The organism is Pseudomonas atagonensis (genome assembly GCF_011369485.1).
In the GTDB taxonomy this organism is placed as follows: Bacteria; Pseudomonadota; Gammaproteobacteria; order Pseudomonadales; family Pseudomonadaceae; genus Aquipseudomonas; species Aquipseudomonas atagonensis.
On the sequence record NZ_VXCA01000003.1, the window covers coordinates 37,859 to 54,535 of the forward strand.

18 protein-coding genes are annotated in these 16,677 nt (G+C 59.1%); 12 read left to right on the forward strand and 6 right to left on the reverse strand.

Going from position 1 to position 16,677, the window contains the following annotated elements; genetic code table 11:
• The first annotated feature begins 86 nt into the window (after positions 1–86).
• Together F2P67_RS01335 and F2P67_RS01340 are read left to right on the forward strand one after the other, a co-directional pair.
• On the forward strand, positions 87–3,038 hold the full coding sequence (locus F2P67_RS01335; protein ID WP_166216421.1) for a DUF748 domain-containing protein: 2,952 nt from the start codon (positions 87–89) through the stop codon (positions 3,036–3,038).
• Entirely contained in the window at positions 3,038–3,334 is a 297-nt protein-coding gene (locus tag F2P67_RS01340) for a DUF2845 domain-containing protein (RefSeq protein WP_166216998.1), read from the forward strand. The genes F2P67_RS01335 and F2P67_RS01340 overlap by 1 nt, the downstream gene beginning before the upstream one ends.
• Before the next feature lie 178 nt (positions 3,335–3,512).
• Here F2P67_RS01340 and F2P67_RS01345 read toward each other — a convergent pair whose 3' ends face one another.
• Complete coding sequence (locus F2P67_RS01345) at positions 3,513–3,869, reverse strand: BON domain-containing protein (RefSeq protein WP_025108814.1); 357 nt, start codon at positions 3,867–3,869, stop codon at positions 3,513–3,515.
• A gap of 296 nt (positions 3,870–4,165) precedes the next feature.
• Complete coding sequence (locus F2P67_RS01350) at positions 4,166–4,582, reverse strand: pilin (protein WP_166216424.1); 417 nt, start codon at positions 4,580–4,582, stop codon at positions 4,166–4,168.
• 226 nt (positions 4,583–4,808) lie between these two features.
• Here F2P67_RS01350 and pilB point away from each other — a divergent pair, with 226 nt between their 5' ends.
• From pilB to yacG, 5 genes are read left to right on the forward strand one after another with little or no spacing between them, the layout of a single operon-like run.
• Complete coding sequence (pilB, locus tag F2P67_RS01355; RefSeq protein ID WP_166216427.1) at positions 4,809–6,509, forward strand: type IV-A pilus assembly ATPase PilB; 1,701 nt, start codon at positions 4,809–4,811, stop codon at positions 6,507–6,509.
• A gap of 2 nt (positions 6,510–6,511) precedes the next feature.
• Positions 6,512–7,729, forward strand: coding sequence for a type II secretion system F family protein (locus F2P67_RS01360; protein ID WP_166216430.1), 1,218 nt, complete (start codon positions 6,512–6,514; stop codon positions 7,727–7,729).
• A 1-nt stretch (position 7,730) separates the two neighbouring features.
• Positions 7,731–8,603, forward strand: a complete 873-nt coding sequence (locus F2P67_RS01365) for a prepilin peptidase (protein WP_166216433.1) — start codon at positions 7,731–7,733, stop codon at positions 8,601–8,603.
• Entirely contained in the window at positions 8,600–9,223 is a 624-nt protein-coding gene (coaE, locus tag F2P67_RS01370) for a dephospho-CoA kinase (RefSeq protein ID WP_166216436.1), read from the forward strand. Before F2P67_RS01365 ends, coaE begins: the two co-directional genes overlap by 4 nt.
• Positions 9,220–9,420: a DNA gyrase inhibitor YacG gene (gene yacG / locus F2P67_RS01375; protein WP_096820889.1), complete on the forward strand. Its 201-nt coding sequence runs from the start codon at positions 9,220–9,222 to the stop codon at positions 9,418–9,420. Before coaE ends, yacG begins: the two co-directional genes overlap by 4 nt.
• Before the next feature lie 21 nt (positions 9,421–9,441).
• Here yacG and F2P67_RS01380 read toward each other — a convergent pair whose 3' ends face one another.
• The 3 genes from F2P67_RS01380 to F2P67_RS01390 form a co-directional block, all read right to left on the reverse strand.
• The gene (locus tag F2P67_RS01380; protein WP_166216439.1) at positions 9,442–9,657 is read right to left on the reverse strand and encodes a hypothetical protein; all 216 of its coding nucleotides are present in this window, start codon (positions 9,655–9,657) and stop codon (positions 9,442–9,444) included.
• 65 nt (positions 9,658–9,722) lie between these two features.
• The gene (locus tag F2P67_RS01385) at positions 9,723–10,412 is read right to left on the reverse strand and encodes an energy-coupling factor ABC transporter permease (protein ID WP_166216441.1); all 690 of its coding nucleotides are present in this window, start codon (positions 10,410–10,412) and stop codon (positions 9,723–9,725) included.
• A gap of 139 nt (positions 10,413–10,551) precedes the next feature.
• Positions 10,552–11,373 carry a carbon-nitrogen hydrolase family protein gene (locus tag F2P67_RS01390; RefSeq protein WP_166216444.1) on the reverse strand — a complete coding sequence of 274 codons (822 nt, stop codon included), beginning with the start codon at positions 11,371–11,373 and terminating at the stop codon, positions 10,552–10,554.
• Between the two features lie 161 nt (positions 11,374–11,534).
• Between F2P67_RS01390 and F2P67_RS01395 the strand changes: the two genes are divergently transcribed.
• The 5 genes from F2P67_RS01395 to F2P67_RS01415 all read left to right on the forward strand — a co-directional run bounded on the left by F2P67_RS01395 (position 11,535) and on the right by F2P67_RS01415 (position 14,978).
• Complete coding sequence (locus tag F2P67_RS01395; protein WP_103306529.1) at positions 11,535–12,161, forward strand: DUF1780 domain-containing protein; 627 nt, start codon at positions 11,535–11,537, stop codon at positions 12,159–12,161.
• Entirely contained in the window at positions 12,158–12,685 is a 528-nt protein-coding gene (locus F2P67_RS01400; RefSeq protein WP_166216447.1) for an MOSC domain-containing protein, read from the forward strand. The genes F2P67_RS01395 and F2P67_RS01400 overlap by 4 nt, the downstream gene beginning before the upstream one ends.
• A 51-nt stretch (positions 12,686–12,736) precedes the next feature.
• Positions 12,737–12,910: a DUF3094 domain-containing protein gene (locus tag F2P67_RS01405; protein WP_007909875.1), complete on the forward strand. Its 174-nt coding sequence runs from the start codon at positions 12,737–12,739 to the stop codon at positions 12,908–12,910.
• A gap of 63 nt (positions 12,911–12,973) precedes the next feature.
• Positions 12,974–14,272 (forward strand): NAD(P)/FAD-dependent oxidoreductase, encoded by a 1,299-nt coding sequence (locus F2P67_RS01410; protein ID WP_166216450.1) that lies wholly within the window; start codon positions 12,974–12,976, stop codon positions 14,270–14,272.
• Positions 14,273–14,570: 298 nt separating this feature from the next.
• Positions 14,571–14,978 carry an HvfA family oxazolone/thioamide-modified RiPP metallophore gene (locus tag F2P67_RS01415; RefSeq protein WP_166216453.1) on the forward strand — a complete coding sequence of 136 codons (408 nt, stop codon included), beginning with the start codon at positions 14,571–14,573 and terminating at the stop codon, positions 14,976–14,978.
• A gap of 69 nt (positions 14,979–15,047) precedes the next feature.
• Here the strand turns inward: F2P67_RS01415 and F2P67_RS01420 are convergent, their stop codons facing one another.
• On the reverse strand, positions 15,048–16,673 hold the full coding sequence (locus tag F2P67_RS01420) for a methyl-accepting chemotaxis protein (RefSeq protein WP_166216456.1): 1,626 nt from the start codon (positions 16,671–16,673) through the stop codon (positions 15,048–15,050).
• Positions 16,674–16,677: the final 4 nt, after the last annotated feature.

Below are 16,677 nucleotides of genomic sequence, written 5' to 3' on the forward strand. Positions count from 1 at the left end.
CACAACTTTCAGACATTTCCTGCAAGGCGTGAGCACTTCGGAACCAGAATCGCGTGCCATACTCCAAGGCACTCCGATTCAGACAGATGAAGCCGCACATGCCCAAAGGATTGATTCGCGCGATTGGCGCCTTGTTGACTGCTCTGGCCCTCTACAGCCTGCTGGGGTTTCTGATTCTGCCGGGCATTGCCCTGCGCATCGCCAACCAGCAACTGGCCAACTACGCCACCGTACCTGCGCATCTGCAGCGCATCGAACTCAATCCGTTCAGCCTCGAAGTCACCCTGTGGGGCCTGGTCATCGGCGAGCCGGGCAAGGAGCAGATCGGCTTCGAACGCCTGTACGCCGACTTGCAACTCGATAGCCTGTGGACAAAAGCGGTGCACCTGGCCGACATTCAGCTGGACAAGCCAAAAACCGAAATCCTCTTCGCCAAGGACGGCAAGCTCAACCTGCTGGGCCTGTTCAAGGTACCAGCGAGTGAACCGACACCGGTCGATCCCAATGCAAAACCGTTTCCACTGCGCATTGACAGCATCAAACTGGCCAGCGGCGTCGTGCACTTTCAGGATGCGCGTCCGAGCGAGCCGATCGAGTTCCTTTACGACGACCTCACCTTCGAACTGAAAAACCTCAGTACCCTGCCCGAAGACAGTGCCGACATGACCCTCGTCGCCATCGGCCCCAACGGTGGACGGATCGACTGGAGCGGCAATTTCAGCCTGATCCCGATCGCCTCCGAAGGCACACTGAAACTCACCGACGGCAAGATGAAGGCTTTCTGGCCTTACGTGCGTGATTCGGTGCCGCTGGTGCTCGAAGACGGTGTGATCAGCCTCAGCACTGAGTACAAGCTCAATCTGTCGAAACAAACCGAACTGCTGCTGAACAACGTTGCAGTGAACATTGCACCCTTCGCCATCAAGGCACCGGATGGGCGCCCGCTGGTAAAGCTCGAACGCCTCGACGTCACCGACACCAGCATCGATCTGGCCAAACAACAAGTGGTGGTTGGCAAAATCCGCAGCCAGAAACTGGAAACCTGGGCAGCCCTCGAAGCGGACGGTCAGCTTGACTGGCAAAAACTGTTCGCCAGCCAACCATCGAAGCCCGCCGCCAAAGCCGCCGCCGAACCGGCAACCACACCGGCCGCCGCCGACTCACCGAAACCAGAACCAAACGCCCCGAGCAAGCCTTGGCAAGTGCTGCTCAAGGACGTGCAACTGCGTGACTACAAAGTGCACTTGGCCGACCGCTCGGCGAAGCCGGAAGTCGCTCTGGACATCACACCACTGAACGTGGATTTGCAGGATTTCGACAGCCTCAACGGTTCGCCCTTCAAGCTCAAGCTCGACACCGGTGTGGGCAAGCAAGGCAAGCTCATGGCCGACGGTGTGGTCAACCTCGCGCCGGTCACCGCCCAGCTCAACGTAAAGACCCAGGACATCGATCTGCGTGTCGCGCAGTCTTACATCAACCCGTTCATTCGCCTGGAACTGCGCAGCGGCATGCTCGGCAGTGATTTGAAGGTCAACCTGAAAAGCACCGAGCCTCTCGCACTCAGCGTCACCGGACGGGCGCAGATCGATCAACTGCACACCCTCGACACGCTTAAAACCCGCGACTTCCTCAAGTGGCAGCAGGTGGTGGTCGAAGGTCTGAATTATCAGCACGGCGACAGCCTGTCGATCGACAAGGTCAACCTGCTCCAGCCGTACGTGCGCTTCATGATCAACGATGACCGCACCACCAATATCGATGACCTGCTGATTCCGCAATCCGCCGACAGCGGAGCAAAGACTGCCGCGGCCAAACCGGCCAGCAAAGACAAACCGCTGGGCATTCACATCGGCGGTATTGCCATCAACGACGGCTCGGCCAACTTCGCCGACTTCAGCCTGACGCCGAATTTCGCTACCGCCGTTCAGCAACTGAACGGGCAGATCGGCACCATCGACAGCCGTCAGGCGAAACCGGCCAGCGTCGACATCAAGGGCAAGGTCGACCGTTATGCACCCGTGACCATCAAGGGCGCGGTCAATCCGTTCGACCCGATGGCCAGCCTCGACATCGCCACCAGTTTCAAACGCGTCGAACTGACCACCCTGACACCCTACTCCGGCAAATTCGCCGGCTACCGTATTCGCAAGGGCCGACTCAATCTCGACCTGCATTACCTGATCACCAATGGCCAGCTCAAAGCTGAAAACAAAGTGGTGGTCGAGCAACTGCAACTCGGTGAAAAGGTTGATAGCCCGGATGCCGTGAGCCTGCCGCTGAAACTGGCGATTGCCTTGCTCAAGGACGTCGATGGCAAGATCTCCATCGAGCTGCCAGTCACCGGCGACCTGAACAACCCGCAATTCAGCGTGATGCCGATTGTCTGGCAGACCCTGCGTAACCTGATCGTCAAAGCAGCAGCGGCACCGTTCAAGCTGATTGGCGGCCTGGTCAGTGGCGGCGGTTCGGAAGACCTCGGTACCGTGTCGTTCGCGCCGGGCTCCAGCGAACTGAACAAGGACGCCGAGGCCGCGCTGGTCAAACTGTCCCAGGCCCTGAAAGAACGCCCGGCTCTGCGTCTGGAAATCGAAGGCACCGCCGCGCAAAGCAGCGACGGCCCGTTGATTGCCGAGCAACGTCTGGAGCGTGAATACCAGTACAACTACTACAAGATGCTCCAGCGTCGTGGCGACAAGGTTCCGGCTCAGGCCTCACTGCTGCAGGTACCGGACGGCGAAAAAGGCCCGCTGCTGGAAGGCATTTACCGTACGCGTCTGAAAACCCAGCCACCGGCCGAATGGAAAGACCTCGGCAAGGAAGAGCGCACGGCAAAAATGCGCGAAGGCCTGATCAAGTTCTGGAGCGGCAGCGACGTGTTGCTGCGTCAGCTCGGTCAGGAACGCGCCAGCAGCATCAAGGATTATCTGGTGGACAAGGGCAAACTCGAGGATGACCGTGTGTACTTCATCGATGCCAACCTTGGTGAAGCCGAAAGCGATGGCCGCGTGGTCACCCAAATGCATCTGGATGCCGAATGATGAAGCTAAACGGGTTGCTCGTGATGGCGCTGGCGCTCCTTGCCGGACAGGCTTCGGCGTCGGATACCCTGCGTTGCGGCAGCCAACTGGTCAGTCTGGGCGACCGTTCCAGCGAAGTGCTGCAGAAGTGTGGCGAACCAGTGAGCCGCGACATGCTCGGCTACAAGCGCAGCGCCAATCGCCGCGAAGAATTCCAGGTCGAAGAATGGACCTACGGCCCGAGCAACGGCATGTACCAGTACCTGCGTTTCGAAGGCAATCGCCTGCGCCAGATCAACAGCAAACGCGGCAACTGACACACAACACCCACATTCAATTTGTATTGCCCCGGAAATAGAACAGGCCCCGACACAAGTGCCGGAGCCTGTAATGGTCACATCCTTGTGACCGTTCGCATGAACTCTAAAGTGGCGGCAGACGTATTGCTCGGCCCGTCTGTCGCGCCTTCTCCCGGTCCAGGCGAGAAGTCATGCCTTACTCGGCTTTCAGGCCGTCAGCGGAGACCGCTTTGACGCCTTTGATTTTCTTGGCGATAGCCACGGCGGTAGTTTTCTGAGCTTCGGTCACTGCAACAGTGGAAGACAGGGAAACAACGCCTTTGTTGGTTTCAACTTTGATGTCGGTGCCTGGAATGCCTTTCTCGGTGACCAGGTCGCTTTTGACTTTGGTGGTGATCCAGGTATCGGAAGTAGCTTCTTTAGCCTTGGTCATTTCACCAGCAGCCAAAGTCATTGGAGCCTGAGTGGCCTGGGTGGATTGTGCGAAAGCACCGGAAGCCATGGTCAGGGTCAGCGCGGTAGCAGCAGCGGCAGTGATAGCGAACTTCTTCATACGAGTAACTCCTGTTTTTCTGGAAAGTCTGCTGCGTGTCTTGTCAGCAGGGTTACTGGAGATATTGCGAACGCTGTGCCAACTTTTAAAAATACAATATTTCTATATAAATCAATAACTTATTAACTGATGAAATTCCCGGAATCATGCAATTTGCATGAGATTGCAATTATCTGCATGCAAGTTGCGGGTTTTCGAAAAGTTCCTAACACACTGAAAATATTGAAGCTTTTGTGAAGCCCTATATAAAGAAAAATGCCCCGCATCAGCGGGGCATTTTTCATGGCAGCGTTTCTTTAAACGCCAGGGCAACTGGTGGTGGTGTAGTCCTTGGCCCCCGAGAAACCGCATGTCCAGCCGGCGGCGGCACTGCGAGTCAGGGTAATGGTCTGGCCCAGTACCGGAGCCGGGGCGTTCAGCAGTTTGCAGGTGATGGTGCCGGAGCCATCGGACACTTTGCCCGTGACGCCCAGCGTGCAGTTCTGCGTCGCACCAGTACCCGCGTTGACGTTGGTAAGGGTCGGATCAGCCGAACCGGCATTGATCACGTCTTCAAAGTTGACCTTGAGCGACGAGGCTTCGGCGATCCCCGCCGTGACCTTGGCCCGCGCCTGATACTTGGAATACTGCGGCAAAGCAATGGTCGCCAGAATGCCGATGATCGCCACTACGATCAGCAGCTCGATCAGAGTGAAACCTTGTTGTTTTTTCATAGACACGCTCCATGCATGAGTCGGAATCTCATGATCTGAGATCAACCGAGCATAGCCCGTGCCAAGCGCTTCGCCAGCCCGGGGATTGGACATCAGCGTGGGGCCACGCCGTTTCCTACAACCTGTAACCGCACTATCTGACACTTTTTGTCACCTGCACCGGGCATGTTTGGCGCTGTCACTTGACTAGGCTATAAGTCATGAACGGCAAGCGCGCGGAATCCCCATGAATGACATCGCTCTGAGCGGTCTGGCCAAGCAATTGGTGCAGGCTGAACTGCTGACGGAAAAAAGTGCCCAGCAAGCCTGGCAACAGGCGCAGCGCAATCGCCTGTCGCTGGTCAGCTATCTGGTGCAGAACAAACTGGTGAAAGGCTGGCAGATCGCCGAGATTGCTTCGGAACACTTCGGCATGGCCTTCCTTGACCTCAATTGCCTCGATAAAGAGACTCAACCCAAAGGCCTGGTCAGCGAAAAACTGGTGCGCCAGCACCATGCTTTGCCCTTGTGGCGGCGCGGCAACAAGCTGTTCGTGGGTATTTCCGACCCGAGCAACCATCAGGCAATCAACGACATTCAGTTCAGCACCGGACTGAACACCGAAGCCATTCTGGTCGAGGACGACAAGCTCAGCGACGCCATCGAGAAATTCTTCGACACCCACGCCAGCGGGCTCGAAGAAATGGCCGACGTTGATCTGGATGGCCTCGACGTCGAATCGATTGACGACAACAAATCCGACGCCATCGGCGTGATCGACGCCGACGATGCGCCGGTGGTGCGTTTCGTTCACAAGATGTTGCTCGATGCGATCAAGAGCGGTTCTTCCGACCTGCACTTCGAACCCTACGAAAAAAACTACCGCGTACGGGTACGCACCGACGGCATCCTGCGTGAAGTGGCCAAGCCGCCGATTCAACTGGCCGGGCGTATTGCCGCGCGGTTGAAGGTGATGGCCAGTCTCGACATCTCCGAGCGGCGCAAACCCCAGGACGGGCGCATCAAGATGCGCCTGTCGAAGAGCAAGTCCATCGACTTCCGGGTGAACACCTTGCCGACGCTGTGGGGCGAGAAAGTGGTGATCCGGATTCTCGACCCGTCCAGTGCGCAAATCGGCATCGACGCCCTCGGTTATGAGCCGGCGCAGAAAGACCTGTACATGGCCGCGCTCAAACAGCCGCAAGGCATGATTCTGGTCACCGGCCCCACCGGCTCCGGAAAAACCGTATCGCTGTACACCGGGCTGAATATCCTCAACACCGTCGACATCAACATCTCCACCGCCGAAGACCCGGTGGAGATCAACATGGAAGGCATCAACCAGGTCAACGTCAATCCGAAACAGGGTCTGGATTTCGCCCAGGCTCTGCGTTCGTTTCTACGCCAAGACCCGGATGTGATCATGGTCGGCGAGATTCGCGACCTGGAAACGGCAGAGATTGCGATCAAGGCTGCGCAGACCGGTCACCTCGTGCTCTCGACCCTGCACACCAACAGCGCTGCCGAAACCCTCACACGCCTGCACAACATGGGCATACCCGGCTTCAACATCGCCACCTCGGTGAGCCTGATCATCGCCCAGCGGCTGGCGCGAAAACTGTGCAGCCACTGCAAAAAAGCCATCGAGATCCCCCGGGAAACCCTGATCAAGGAAGGCTTCCCCGAGGAACGCATCGGCAGTTTCACCGTCTACGAACCGGTCGGTTGCGATCACTGCAACGGCGGCTACAAAGGACGCGTGGGGATTTATGAAGTGGTGAAAAACACGGCCGAACTGCAACGGCTGATCATGGCCGAAGGCAACTCGCTGGAAATAGACAGCCAGATGCGCCGTGACGGTTTCGACGATCTGCGCACCTCCGGCCTGCACAAAGCGATGCAAGGCATCACTAGCCTGGAAGAAATCAACCGGGTCACCAAGGATTGAACATGGCGGTCAAGGCAGCAAAAGTCAGCGTTTACGCTTGGGAAGGCACAGACAGGAAAGGCAGCAAAATCAGCGGTGAGCTGAGCGGGCAGAACCCCGCACTGGTCAAGGCACAGTTGCGCAAACAGGGAATCAACCCTGGCAAAGTGCGCAAGAAATCCGCCTCGTTGCTGAGTTTCGGCAAACGCATCAAGGCGCAGGATATCGCCCTGTTCACGCGGCAGATGGCAACCATGATGAAGGCCGGCGTGCCGCTGTTGCAGTCGTTCGACATCATCGGTGAAGGCTTCGAGAATCCGGCGATGCGCACCCTGGTGGACGAGGTCAAACAGGAAGTCGCCGCCGGTAACAGCTTCGCTGCAGCCCTGCGCAAGAAGCCGCAGTACTTCGATGAGTTGTATTGCAACCTGGTTGACGCCGGCGAGCAGTCGGGGGCGCTCGATACGTTGCTGGAGCGGGTCGCGACCTATAAGGAAAAGAGCGAAAAACTCAAAGCCAAGATCAAGAAGGCCATGACCTATCCGTCTGCCGTGGTGCTGGTGGCCACGGTCGTCACCGGAATTCTGCTGGTGAAAGTGGTGCCGCAGTTCCAGTCGGTGTTCAAGGGTTTTGGTGCCGAACTGCCGGCCTTCACCCTGATGGTGATCAGCCTTTCGGAATTCATGCAGCAATGGTGGTGGGCACTGCTCGCGGTGCTGGTCGTGACGATTTTCGGCACGCGCCATGCCTTGAAATCCTCTCAGGCGCTGCGTGATCGTCGCGACACCTGGCTGCTGAAACTGCCCTTGGTCGGCACCCTGATGTACAAGTCCGCCGTGGCGCGATTTGCCCGCACCCTGTCGACCACATTTGCCGCCGGCGTGCCCTTGGTGGAAGCGCTCGATTCCGTCGCGGGTGCCACCGGCAACGTCGTATTCAAACGCGCCGTGCTGCGCATCCGCCAGGACGTGGCCACCGGCATGCAGCTGAATTTTTCCATGCGCGCCACCGGCGTGTTCCCGAACATGGCCGTGCAAATGACCGCGATCGGCGAGGAGTCCGGTGCGCTGGATGACATGCTCGACAAGGTCGCCGGGTTCTATGAAGACGAAGTGGACAATATGGTCGACAACCTCACCAGCCTCATGGAGCCGTTCATCATGGTGGTGCTGGGGGTAATCGTTGGCGGACTGGTAGTGGCGATGTACCTGCCGATCTTTCAACTCGGCTCAGCGATCTGACATGCCCATCGACGAATTCTTTGCTCTGTACCCGTTGGCCTTCGTCTGCACCGCGCTGTTGCTCGGTCTGGTGGTCGGCAGTTTCCTCAATGTGCTGATCTGGCGCCTGCCAAAAATGCTCGAACGCGATTGGCGCCAGCAGGCTCACGATGTCCTCGGCTTGCCCGGCGAAGCGCCACTACCGACTTACAACCTGATGCTGCCGCACTCCGAATGCCCGCACTGCGCGCACCGGATCCGCCCGTGGGAAAACATTCCGCTGCTCAGTTATCTGTGGCTGCGCGGGCGCTGCTCAGCGTGTGCCGCACCGATCAGCAAACGCTACCCGCTGACTGAACTGACCTGCGGACTGCTTTCGGCATTCATTGCCTGGCACCTGGGATTTGGCTGGCCAGCATGCCTGCTGATCTTCCTGACGTGGGGCTTGCTGGCGATGAGCCTGATCGACACCGAGCATCAACTGCTGCCGGATGTGCTGGTGCTGCCGTTATTGTGGCTGGGCTTGATCGTCAACAGTTTCGGCCTGTTCGTACCGCTACACGACGCACTGTGGGGCGCAGTGGCCGGGTACTTGGCGCTGTGTTCGGTGTTCTGGCTGTTCAAACTGCTCACCGGCAAGGACGGCATCGGTCACGGTGATTTCAAGCTGCTAGCGTTGATCGGGGCGTGGGGTGGCTGGGAGATTTTGCCGCTGACGATCCTGTTGTCGTCACTGGTGGGGGCGATCATCGGGGTGATTCTGCTGCGCCTGCGCGATCAGAAAACCTCGACGCCGATCCCCTTCGGCCCGTATCTGGCAATTGCCGGCTGGATTGCATTGCTCTGGGGTGGTCAAATAACCGACTTCTATTGGCAGTTTGTCGGTTTGCAATGAATACCCCTGTGGAAAAACCCTGGATTCTCGGCCTGACCGGCGGCATTGGCAGCGGCAAAAGTGCTGCGGCCCAGCATTTCATCGACCTTGGTATCCATGTGGTCGACGCCGATCACGCGGCGCGCTGGGTGGTTGAGCCGGGCCGTCCGGCGCTGGCGAAGATCGCCGAACACTTCGGCCCCGGTGTATTGCAGGCAGACGGGACGCTGGATCGCGCCGCCCTGCGCACGCTGATCTTCGAAGTGCCGGAGCAACGCCGCTGGCTCGAAGCATTGCTGCATCCGTTGATCGCCGAGGAAATCGCCCATCATCTCGCGCTGGCAAAATCGCCTTACGCGATTCTGGTTTCGCCGTTGCTGATCGAATCCGGGCAATACGCGATGACCCAACGCATTCTGGTGATCGACGCCCCGCAACAACTGCAGATCGAACGCACCTTGCAGCGTGACCAGACCAGCGAGCAGCAGGTTCAGGCGATCCTCAATGCTCAGTCGAGCCGTGAAGACCGCATCAGCCGCGCCGATGATGTGGTGGTCAACGACCGCGACCTCGCCTGGCTGCACAGCGAAGTCGAGCGCCTGCATCACTTTTACCTGACTTTATCCGGAGGCCAGTCATGAGCCCGATCCCAACCGTCGAATGCCCAACCTGCGGCGCTCCCGTGGAATTCACCCCCGAGAACAAATTCCGCCCGTTCTGCTCCGACCGCTGCAAGCTGATCGACCTCGGTGCGTGGGCGTCCGAAGAACACAAGATCCCGGTTGCACCGGATGCCGAAGATGAGCTGTTTTCAGGCGATTTCGACCCGCGCCACTGATCCGCACAGGGTCAACGTTGATCAGGGCCGCATGAAGCCGTAGTCCTGATCGTCGTCGAGGTTCTCCGCGAGAAAACGCAACTCGTCGGCCAGATCCTCTACGTTGCGCACGGCCTTGCTCTGTTGCACCACCGCACTGAGCAAGGCGCGCAGGCTCAAACCAGGGTCAAACCCGACTTCCTGCGCCATCTCCAGACTCTGCCGGGTCTCCTGCCTTGCCCACTCGTAAACGCTCATGCCGCTGCTCCTGAAGGGATTTGGCCGAGCATGAAATGCCGCGTGCGGAATCGATTTGATGTGGATCAAGACTTGGGATCGTCGTCCTTCCACGGCGCCGAAAGGTAGCGGGTACGATTGAAGGTCTCCAGCCATTCCGGGCAGAACACCACCAACGCGCTGATGACCATGCCGTTGATGAACGCTTCGGGGAAAATCAGCAGCCACAGATAACCAACGAAATCCTCCAGCCATTCCGGCATGGCGAAGAGACCGTCGTACCACAACAACGTCAAACTCAGGATCAGACACAGCAATGCCGACAGGGCAGCGGCGAAAAACCCTGAGCAAAAAATGTACACGAACGGATTACGCGGCTGAGCACGCTCGACGACAATCGCCACGCCTTCGGTGATCGCCACCGGCAGCAGAACCAACAAAGACCCGTTGACCCCGAGCGCCAGCAGATCCTGGCGCCCCAGCAGCACCAAGCCGATTTGCGCGACCAGCCCGCCGACAATCGCCAGCGGCCAGTCGAGCAGCAAGGTCACCGCCGTCATGCCGATAAAGTGATACGACACACCAGTGTCGAAATCCCTGCGCACCAGCCACAACAGAAACAGCGCGAACACCGTGCCGAACAGCAAATGCTGACGACGACTGTCGCTGAACAACTCGACCCACGGCGCCCGCACCATCGCCCAGAGCAGCACCGGCAGATAAATCAGCCAACCGAGCGTCAGGCTCGCCGATGACAACAGTTCGGCACCGATCACGATTCCCTCACCTTTTTCGCGGGTTTAAGTCCTTTGTCGGAGTCTACACCGCCTCTTGGTGAGAAACAGTTGATGTGCCGATCCCCGACTGCTGGACGCGTTCGGGGGAATACGCAAAACAGCGCCCCACAAAACGAGATCAGTGTCTCGGGATCAGCAAATCCCGCGTGCCGTCATCGTACTCGACGACCTCGCCCGGCAGCTTGATGCGCTGGTCATCCAGGTAGAAATAGTCTTTGCGCGCTGCCTTGAGTTGCTCAAGGTCCAGTTCGACGCTGAACTGGCCTTCTTCGCGCCCGGCTTCGAACAGCACCGTGCCAAACGGATCGACCAGGGCACTGCCGCCGGCAAACAACAATCCGCCATCGCCCTCTTCGACCCGGTTGACCATCATCGCGAACGCCTGATTTTCCTGGGCGCGAGCAGTGATTGCGGTGCGGTGAGTCGGCGCGTACGGATCCATGTTGCCGTTGGTGACGATCAGCACGTCCGCGCCCAGTTGCCCGAGGGCGCGGGCGGTTTCCGGAAATTCAATGTCGTAACAGATCAGCAGACCGACGCGCACGCCGTTCCACAGGCAAGTGCTGTAGCGATCGCCCGGAGCGAAGACGCCGCGTTCCAGCGGCCACAAGTGGGTCTTGCGGTAGCGCAGGGCAACGCCTTCGCCGGTGATCAGGAGGGTCGTGTTGTAGAAATGGCCGTCATGGTTTTCAGCGATGCCGATCACCACCGCGATGGAGCGTTCCCGCGCCGCCCGGACAATCGCCTGCACGGCCGGCCCATCCAGCGGTTCGGCGACATCGGCGACGGTCTCGGCGGTCGGGAAACCCGTGAGGTAGGTTTCCGGAAACACGATCAGTTGCGTATCGGCGGCGCACGCCGCAATCGCGCTCAGTGCACGTTCGAGGTTATAAACGGTAGCGTTGTCACGGCCTGCCAGTTGGGCAAATTCGACCTTCATGAGGGTTCCTTGTTATCTGTCTGAGCCACAGTATGGGCAACCCCGGGCACCCGGAAAATTACGCGGTGGAGGTAACTCGATAGGGGTAGATCGAAAAATCTGTGGCCCTGTCCGAGAGACTTTCTTCTTTAGGTTCACATTTGAACGCTAAGCTTGGGCCTATGGATGACTCTGATTATTTACGCCTGCTGACCATTGCGGCCGAGCAAGCCAACGCCTTTTTGTCCAATGCCCGCAAATGGGAGCGTGAGCGTTGGGTCTGCCAGCGCCTGCTGCAAGGCCTGAACATTCCCTACCGCGCCGACGAATTCGCGCCCGCCGGGGAGCCGCCGGACGTGCTGTTTCGCGACGCCAACTTCGAGGTGTTTTTCGTGCTCGATGAAGGGCGCCGCCTTAATGACGAATGGCGCGACGAATTGCAGCGTCGCCGCAGCGCCTTTTCCTTGAGCCAACTGGTGCGCCGGGAAGCCAAGCCGCGACGGATCCCGGCCAACGAGTTTTTGATGCGACTGGCACCGACCCTGCGCAAAAAAGCGCACAACTACAAGGAACGCGGAATGGATCTGGGCGAACTCGACATCATTGCCTTCGCCAGCCTCAAGCGTGAAGTGCTCGACCTCAACAGCCACTTCCCACCACCCACCGAATACCTGCGTCAGGGCTGGCGTTCGCTGTCACTCGTCGGCCCGACCTTCGCCCGCGTGCTGTTCGCCCACCCCGATGCACCGGATTTCCTGCGCAGCAACCTTGGTCGCAGCATTGTCTTTGATGTCGGAATCAGCCTGTGACGCCCCTTCAGCAATTGATCGCCGATGTGCCGCAGACCGGCCGCGTGCGCTGGATCGGCGTGCGCCCGCAATCACGTGGGCCGATGATTGAACTGGATGCGGTGGAGGCACGACTCGAGGCCGGACTGACCGGCGATCACGCCCGCCCCGGCGTGCGTAACGCGCGGCAAGTGACGTTGATCCAGTGGGAGCATCTGGCAGTGATCAGTGCTTTGATGGGACGCCCCACCGACCAACCGGTGAAACCTGAAGATCTGCGGCGCAATCTCGTTATCAGCGGTATCAATTTGTTTAGCCTCAAGGGTCGGCGCTTTCGCATCGGTCAGGCAATATTCGAAACCACTGGCTGGTGTCAGCCCTGCGCACGCCTGCAGAACGCCCTCGGTCCCGGCACCTTTCAAGCGGTGCGCGGGCATGGCGGAATTACTGCGCGAGTGTTACAAAGCGGGATCATTCGCCTCGATGATGGCGTGTCCGTCGAGCCTGTTCCGGACAGCGGCTATGCTGCGTTCAACCCCGGTTGAAAACCGCTGTAGCTTCTGCACATTCAGCAACGTCTACCTGACGAGGCCAATATGACCAGCCGCCTGAACCCCGAAGACCAAAAGCATGTCGAAGAGTACCTGCAACTGTCCCAACACCGTGTCGAGCGCCGGCCATTCCGGCCGTGGATGCTCCTGGTGCTGGTGCTGGCAGTGACCATTGGTCTGGGCCTGTTGAGCCGATTTATCAGTTACCTGACGCTATGAGCTGCCTTGCGCTCGCTTGGGTAACCGCACCGATTTCCTTTAAAAACCTTGCGAGTTATCCCTATGTCCCATCGTATTGTCATTGTCGGCGGCGGCGCCGGCGGTCTGGAGTTGGCTACCCGTCTGGGTAAGACTCTGGGCAAGCGCGGCACGGCCAGCGTGATGCTGGTCGACGCGAACCTCACGCACATCTGGAAACCGCTATTGCACGAAGTGGCCGCCGGATCGCTGAACTCTTCCGAAGATGAACTCAACTATGTCGCCCAGGCCAAATGGAACCACTTTGAGTTCCAACTGGGGCGCATGAGCGGGCTCGATCGCGCACAGAAGAAAATCCAGCTGGCCGCTACTTATGACGAAAACGGCGTAGAGCTGGTGCCGGCGCGTGAAGTGCAGTACGACTCGCTGGTGATCGCGGTCGGCAGCACCACCAACGACTTCGGAACTCAGGGCGCGGCGCAACATTGCCTGTTCCTCGACACGCGCAAACAGGCTGAGCGCTTCCACCAGCAACTGCTCAACCACTATCTGCGGGCGCACGCCGGGCAGACCGATGTGGTCCAGCAGATCAGCGTGGCCATCGTCGGTGCCGGTGCGACCGGAGTCGAGCTGGCGGCGGAACTGCACAACGCCGCCCATGAACTGGCGGCTTACGGCCTCGACCGGATCAAACCGGAAAACATGCACATCACCCTGATCGAAGCCGGCCCACGGGTGCTGCCAGCCCTGCCGGAGCGCATCAGCGGGCCGGTGCACAAGACCCTGGAGAAACTCGGGGTCAATGTGATGACCAACGCCTCGGTCAGCGAAGTGACGGCCGACAGCCTGATCACTGCCGACGGCAATGAGATCAAGGCCAGTCTGAAAGTCTGGGCGGCGGGTATTCGTGCGCCGGGTTTCCTCAAGGACATCGACGGTCTGGAAACCAACCGCATCAACCAGCTGCAGGTGCTGCCGACGTTGCAAACCACCCGTGACGAAAACATTTTCGCCTTCGGTGACTGCGCGGCCTGCCCGCAACCGGGCTCGGATCGCAACGTACCGCCACGGGCGCAAGCGGCGCACCAACAGGCCTCGTTATTGGCCAAATCGCTGAAACTGCGCATCGAAGGCAAGACCCTGCCGGAGTACAAGTACACCGACTACGGCTCGCTGATTTCGCTGTCGCGTTTTTCGGCTGTGGGTAACTTGATGGGCAACCTGACGGGCAGTGTGATGCTCGAAGGCTGGCTGGCGCGGATGTTTTACGTGTCGCTGTATCGTATGCACCAGATGGCGCTGTACGGCCCGTTCCGCACGGCAATGCTGATGTTGGGCAGCAAGATTGGCCGGGGCACCGAGCCGCGTCTGAAACTGCATTGATGCAGTAAACGTTGTGGGAGGGGGCTTGCTCCCGAATGCGGTGGGTCAGTCGACGTTAATGTGGCTGATTTATCGCTTTCGGGAGCAAGCCCCCTCCCACATTTCGATCCTCATGCAGTTGAAGATCTGTTTCTCACTGTATCCGCGCCACACATTCCCCGACTTCGCTTACAAACGCCCCTGCTCAGCGACACAGTCGCGATACACCGCCACCGCTTAATGGCCACACCCGAGCAACACCTGCTCTGGCTAATCGTCCTTAACGTGTGGTTGCGTTGCGCAGCCCAGGAGAATGTAAATGTCCCGCACTTCGGCTCTCGGTAAAAAATCCATTGGCCTGCTCGGCGCTGCGCTGGCCGGCGGCCTGATGTTGTCCGGTTCGGTATTCGCGGCTCAGCCGCTGGCTCAGGGCTACATGGTCGCCTCGGCGGAAACGTCGTTAAAAGCCCCGGAAGGCAAATGCGGTGAAGGCAAATGTGGCGATGCGTCGATGGCCAAAACCGACAGTGATGGAGACGGCAAGGTCTCCCGCGCAGAATTCCTCAAGGTCGCGCCAAAGTCTGACTTCGACAAGATCGACACCAACCATGACGGCTTCATTGACGAGCAAGAGGCCTACAACAACGTCAAAGCCAACTTCGAAGCCAATGGCAAGAAAATGCCTAAAGGCCTGTTCGAACACTTGAAGGATCAAGACGGCGCCTGACCCACGCGGTGCTACAAAATCAGGCCGCGACCTTCACAAGAAGGCGCGGCTTTTTTGTGCCCGTCGTACTTACAACTGGAATCGCCGCACCAGACTTTGCAGCGCATTGGCCAGTTTCGACAGTTCATGACTCGAAGCGCTGGTCTGATCGGCACCCGCAGCGGAACGCACCGACAAGTCACGGATATTCACCAGATTGCGATCAACCTCGCGCGCCACTTGCGCCTGCTCTTCGGCGGCGCTGGCAATCACCAGATTACGTTCGTGAATCTCGTGCACCGACGCAGTGATGGTCTGCAGCGCCTCCCCCGCGCGCTCGGCCAATGCCAGCGTGGTCGTGGCACGGGAAGCGCTGGCCTGCATCGAATCCAGCGCCAGGCTCGAACCACTGCGCATGCCCTGCACCATCTGCTCGATTTCCTGAGTCGATTGCTGCGTGCGATACGCCAGCGCCCGTACCTCATCGGCAACCACGGCAAAGCCTCGCCCGCTCTCCCCCGCTCGCGCCGCCTCAATGGCTGCGTTCAGCGCCAGCAAATTGGTCTGCTCGGCGATGGCGCGAATCACATCGAGCACTTTGCCGATGTCCTGCGACTGATTGGCCAGCGACTGCACCAACTCACCAGTGTGTTGCACATCGCTGGCCAGCGCATTGATCGCACTGGCGGTTTCGCTGACGCGCTCCTGCCCTCGTTGCGCCGATTCGCTGGACTGGCGGGTGGCATCGGATGTCGAGACCGCGTTGCGCGCGACCTCTTCAACGGCCGTGGTCATTTCGTTAACCGCAGTGGCAGCCTGTTCGATTTCGTTGTTCTGCTGTTGCAGGCCTTGGGTGCTGTCGAGCGTTACGGCGTTGAGTTCGTCGGCAGCGGTGGCCAGTTGCGTGGCCGAGCCGCTGATGCCTTGCAGGGTTTCACGCAGGTTCTGCTGCATGGTCGCGAGGGCTTTTAGCAATCGGCTGACTTCATCATTGCCCTGGGTTTCGATGGGGCGGGTCAAATCGCCCTGCGCGACGCTCTCGGCGGCGTTCACCGCGCTGGTCAGGGGCCGCACGATGCTACGCGTAAGCAACATCGCCAACGCCACCGTGGCCAGTGCCGCCAAGGCAATGAACAGACTGACGATGGTGCGCGAGGTTTCGTAGTGCGCTGCAGACTTCTGACTCTCCGCGGCGACTTGTTTTGCGAACAGGTCAGCCAGATCGCTGAGCTGTTTGCCGGAGCCATCAACCACGGTTTTCATGTCGACCAGCAACAGCTTGGTCAGCTCGTCACGCTTGCCCTGTTCGGCCAGCGTGAAGGATTGCGCGATACCGGTGCGATACGCCGCGAAGGTTTTTTTGAACTGATCGTAAAGTTGCTGACCTTCCGGCGTGGTGACCAGCTTGTCGTAGGCGGCGATCTTCTCACTCAGTTCCTTGTCGCGCGTGTCCATCTGGCTGCGGTAGGTGGCAATATTGTTGGGATCCTGATCCAGCGCCATACGCAACGAGATGGTACGGATGCGCAACATCAGTTCGCGAATCTCGTCACCGCCGCGAATGCTCGGCAGCCACCGGTTTTCCACCGCGACTTCGCTGTCGCGAATACTCGACATCTGCCCGAGGGCAAAAACGCCGAGCAATGCCACCAATACCGCGATCAGGGCAAACCCCAAGGCAGCCCGGGGAGCAATATTCAACTGACGAAGCAACATGACA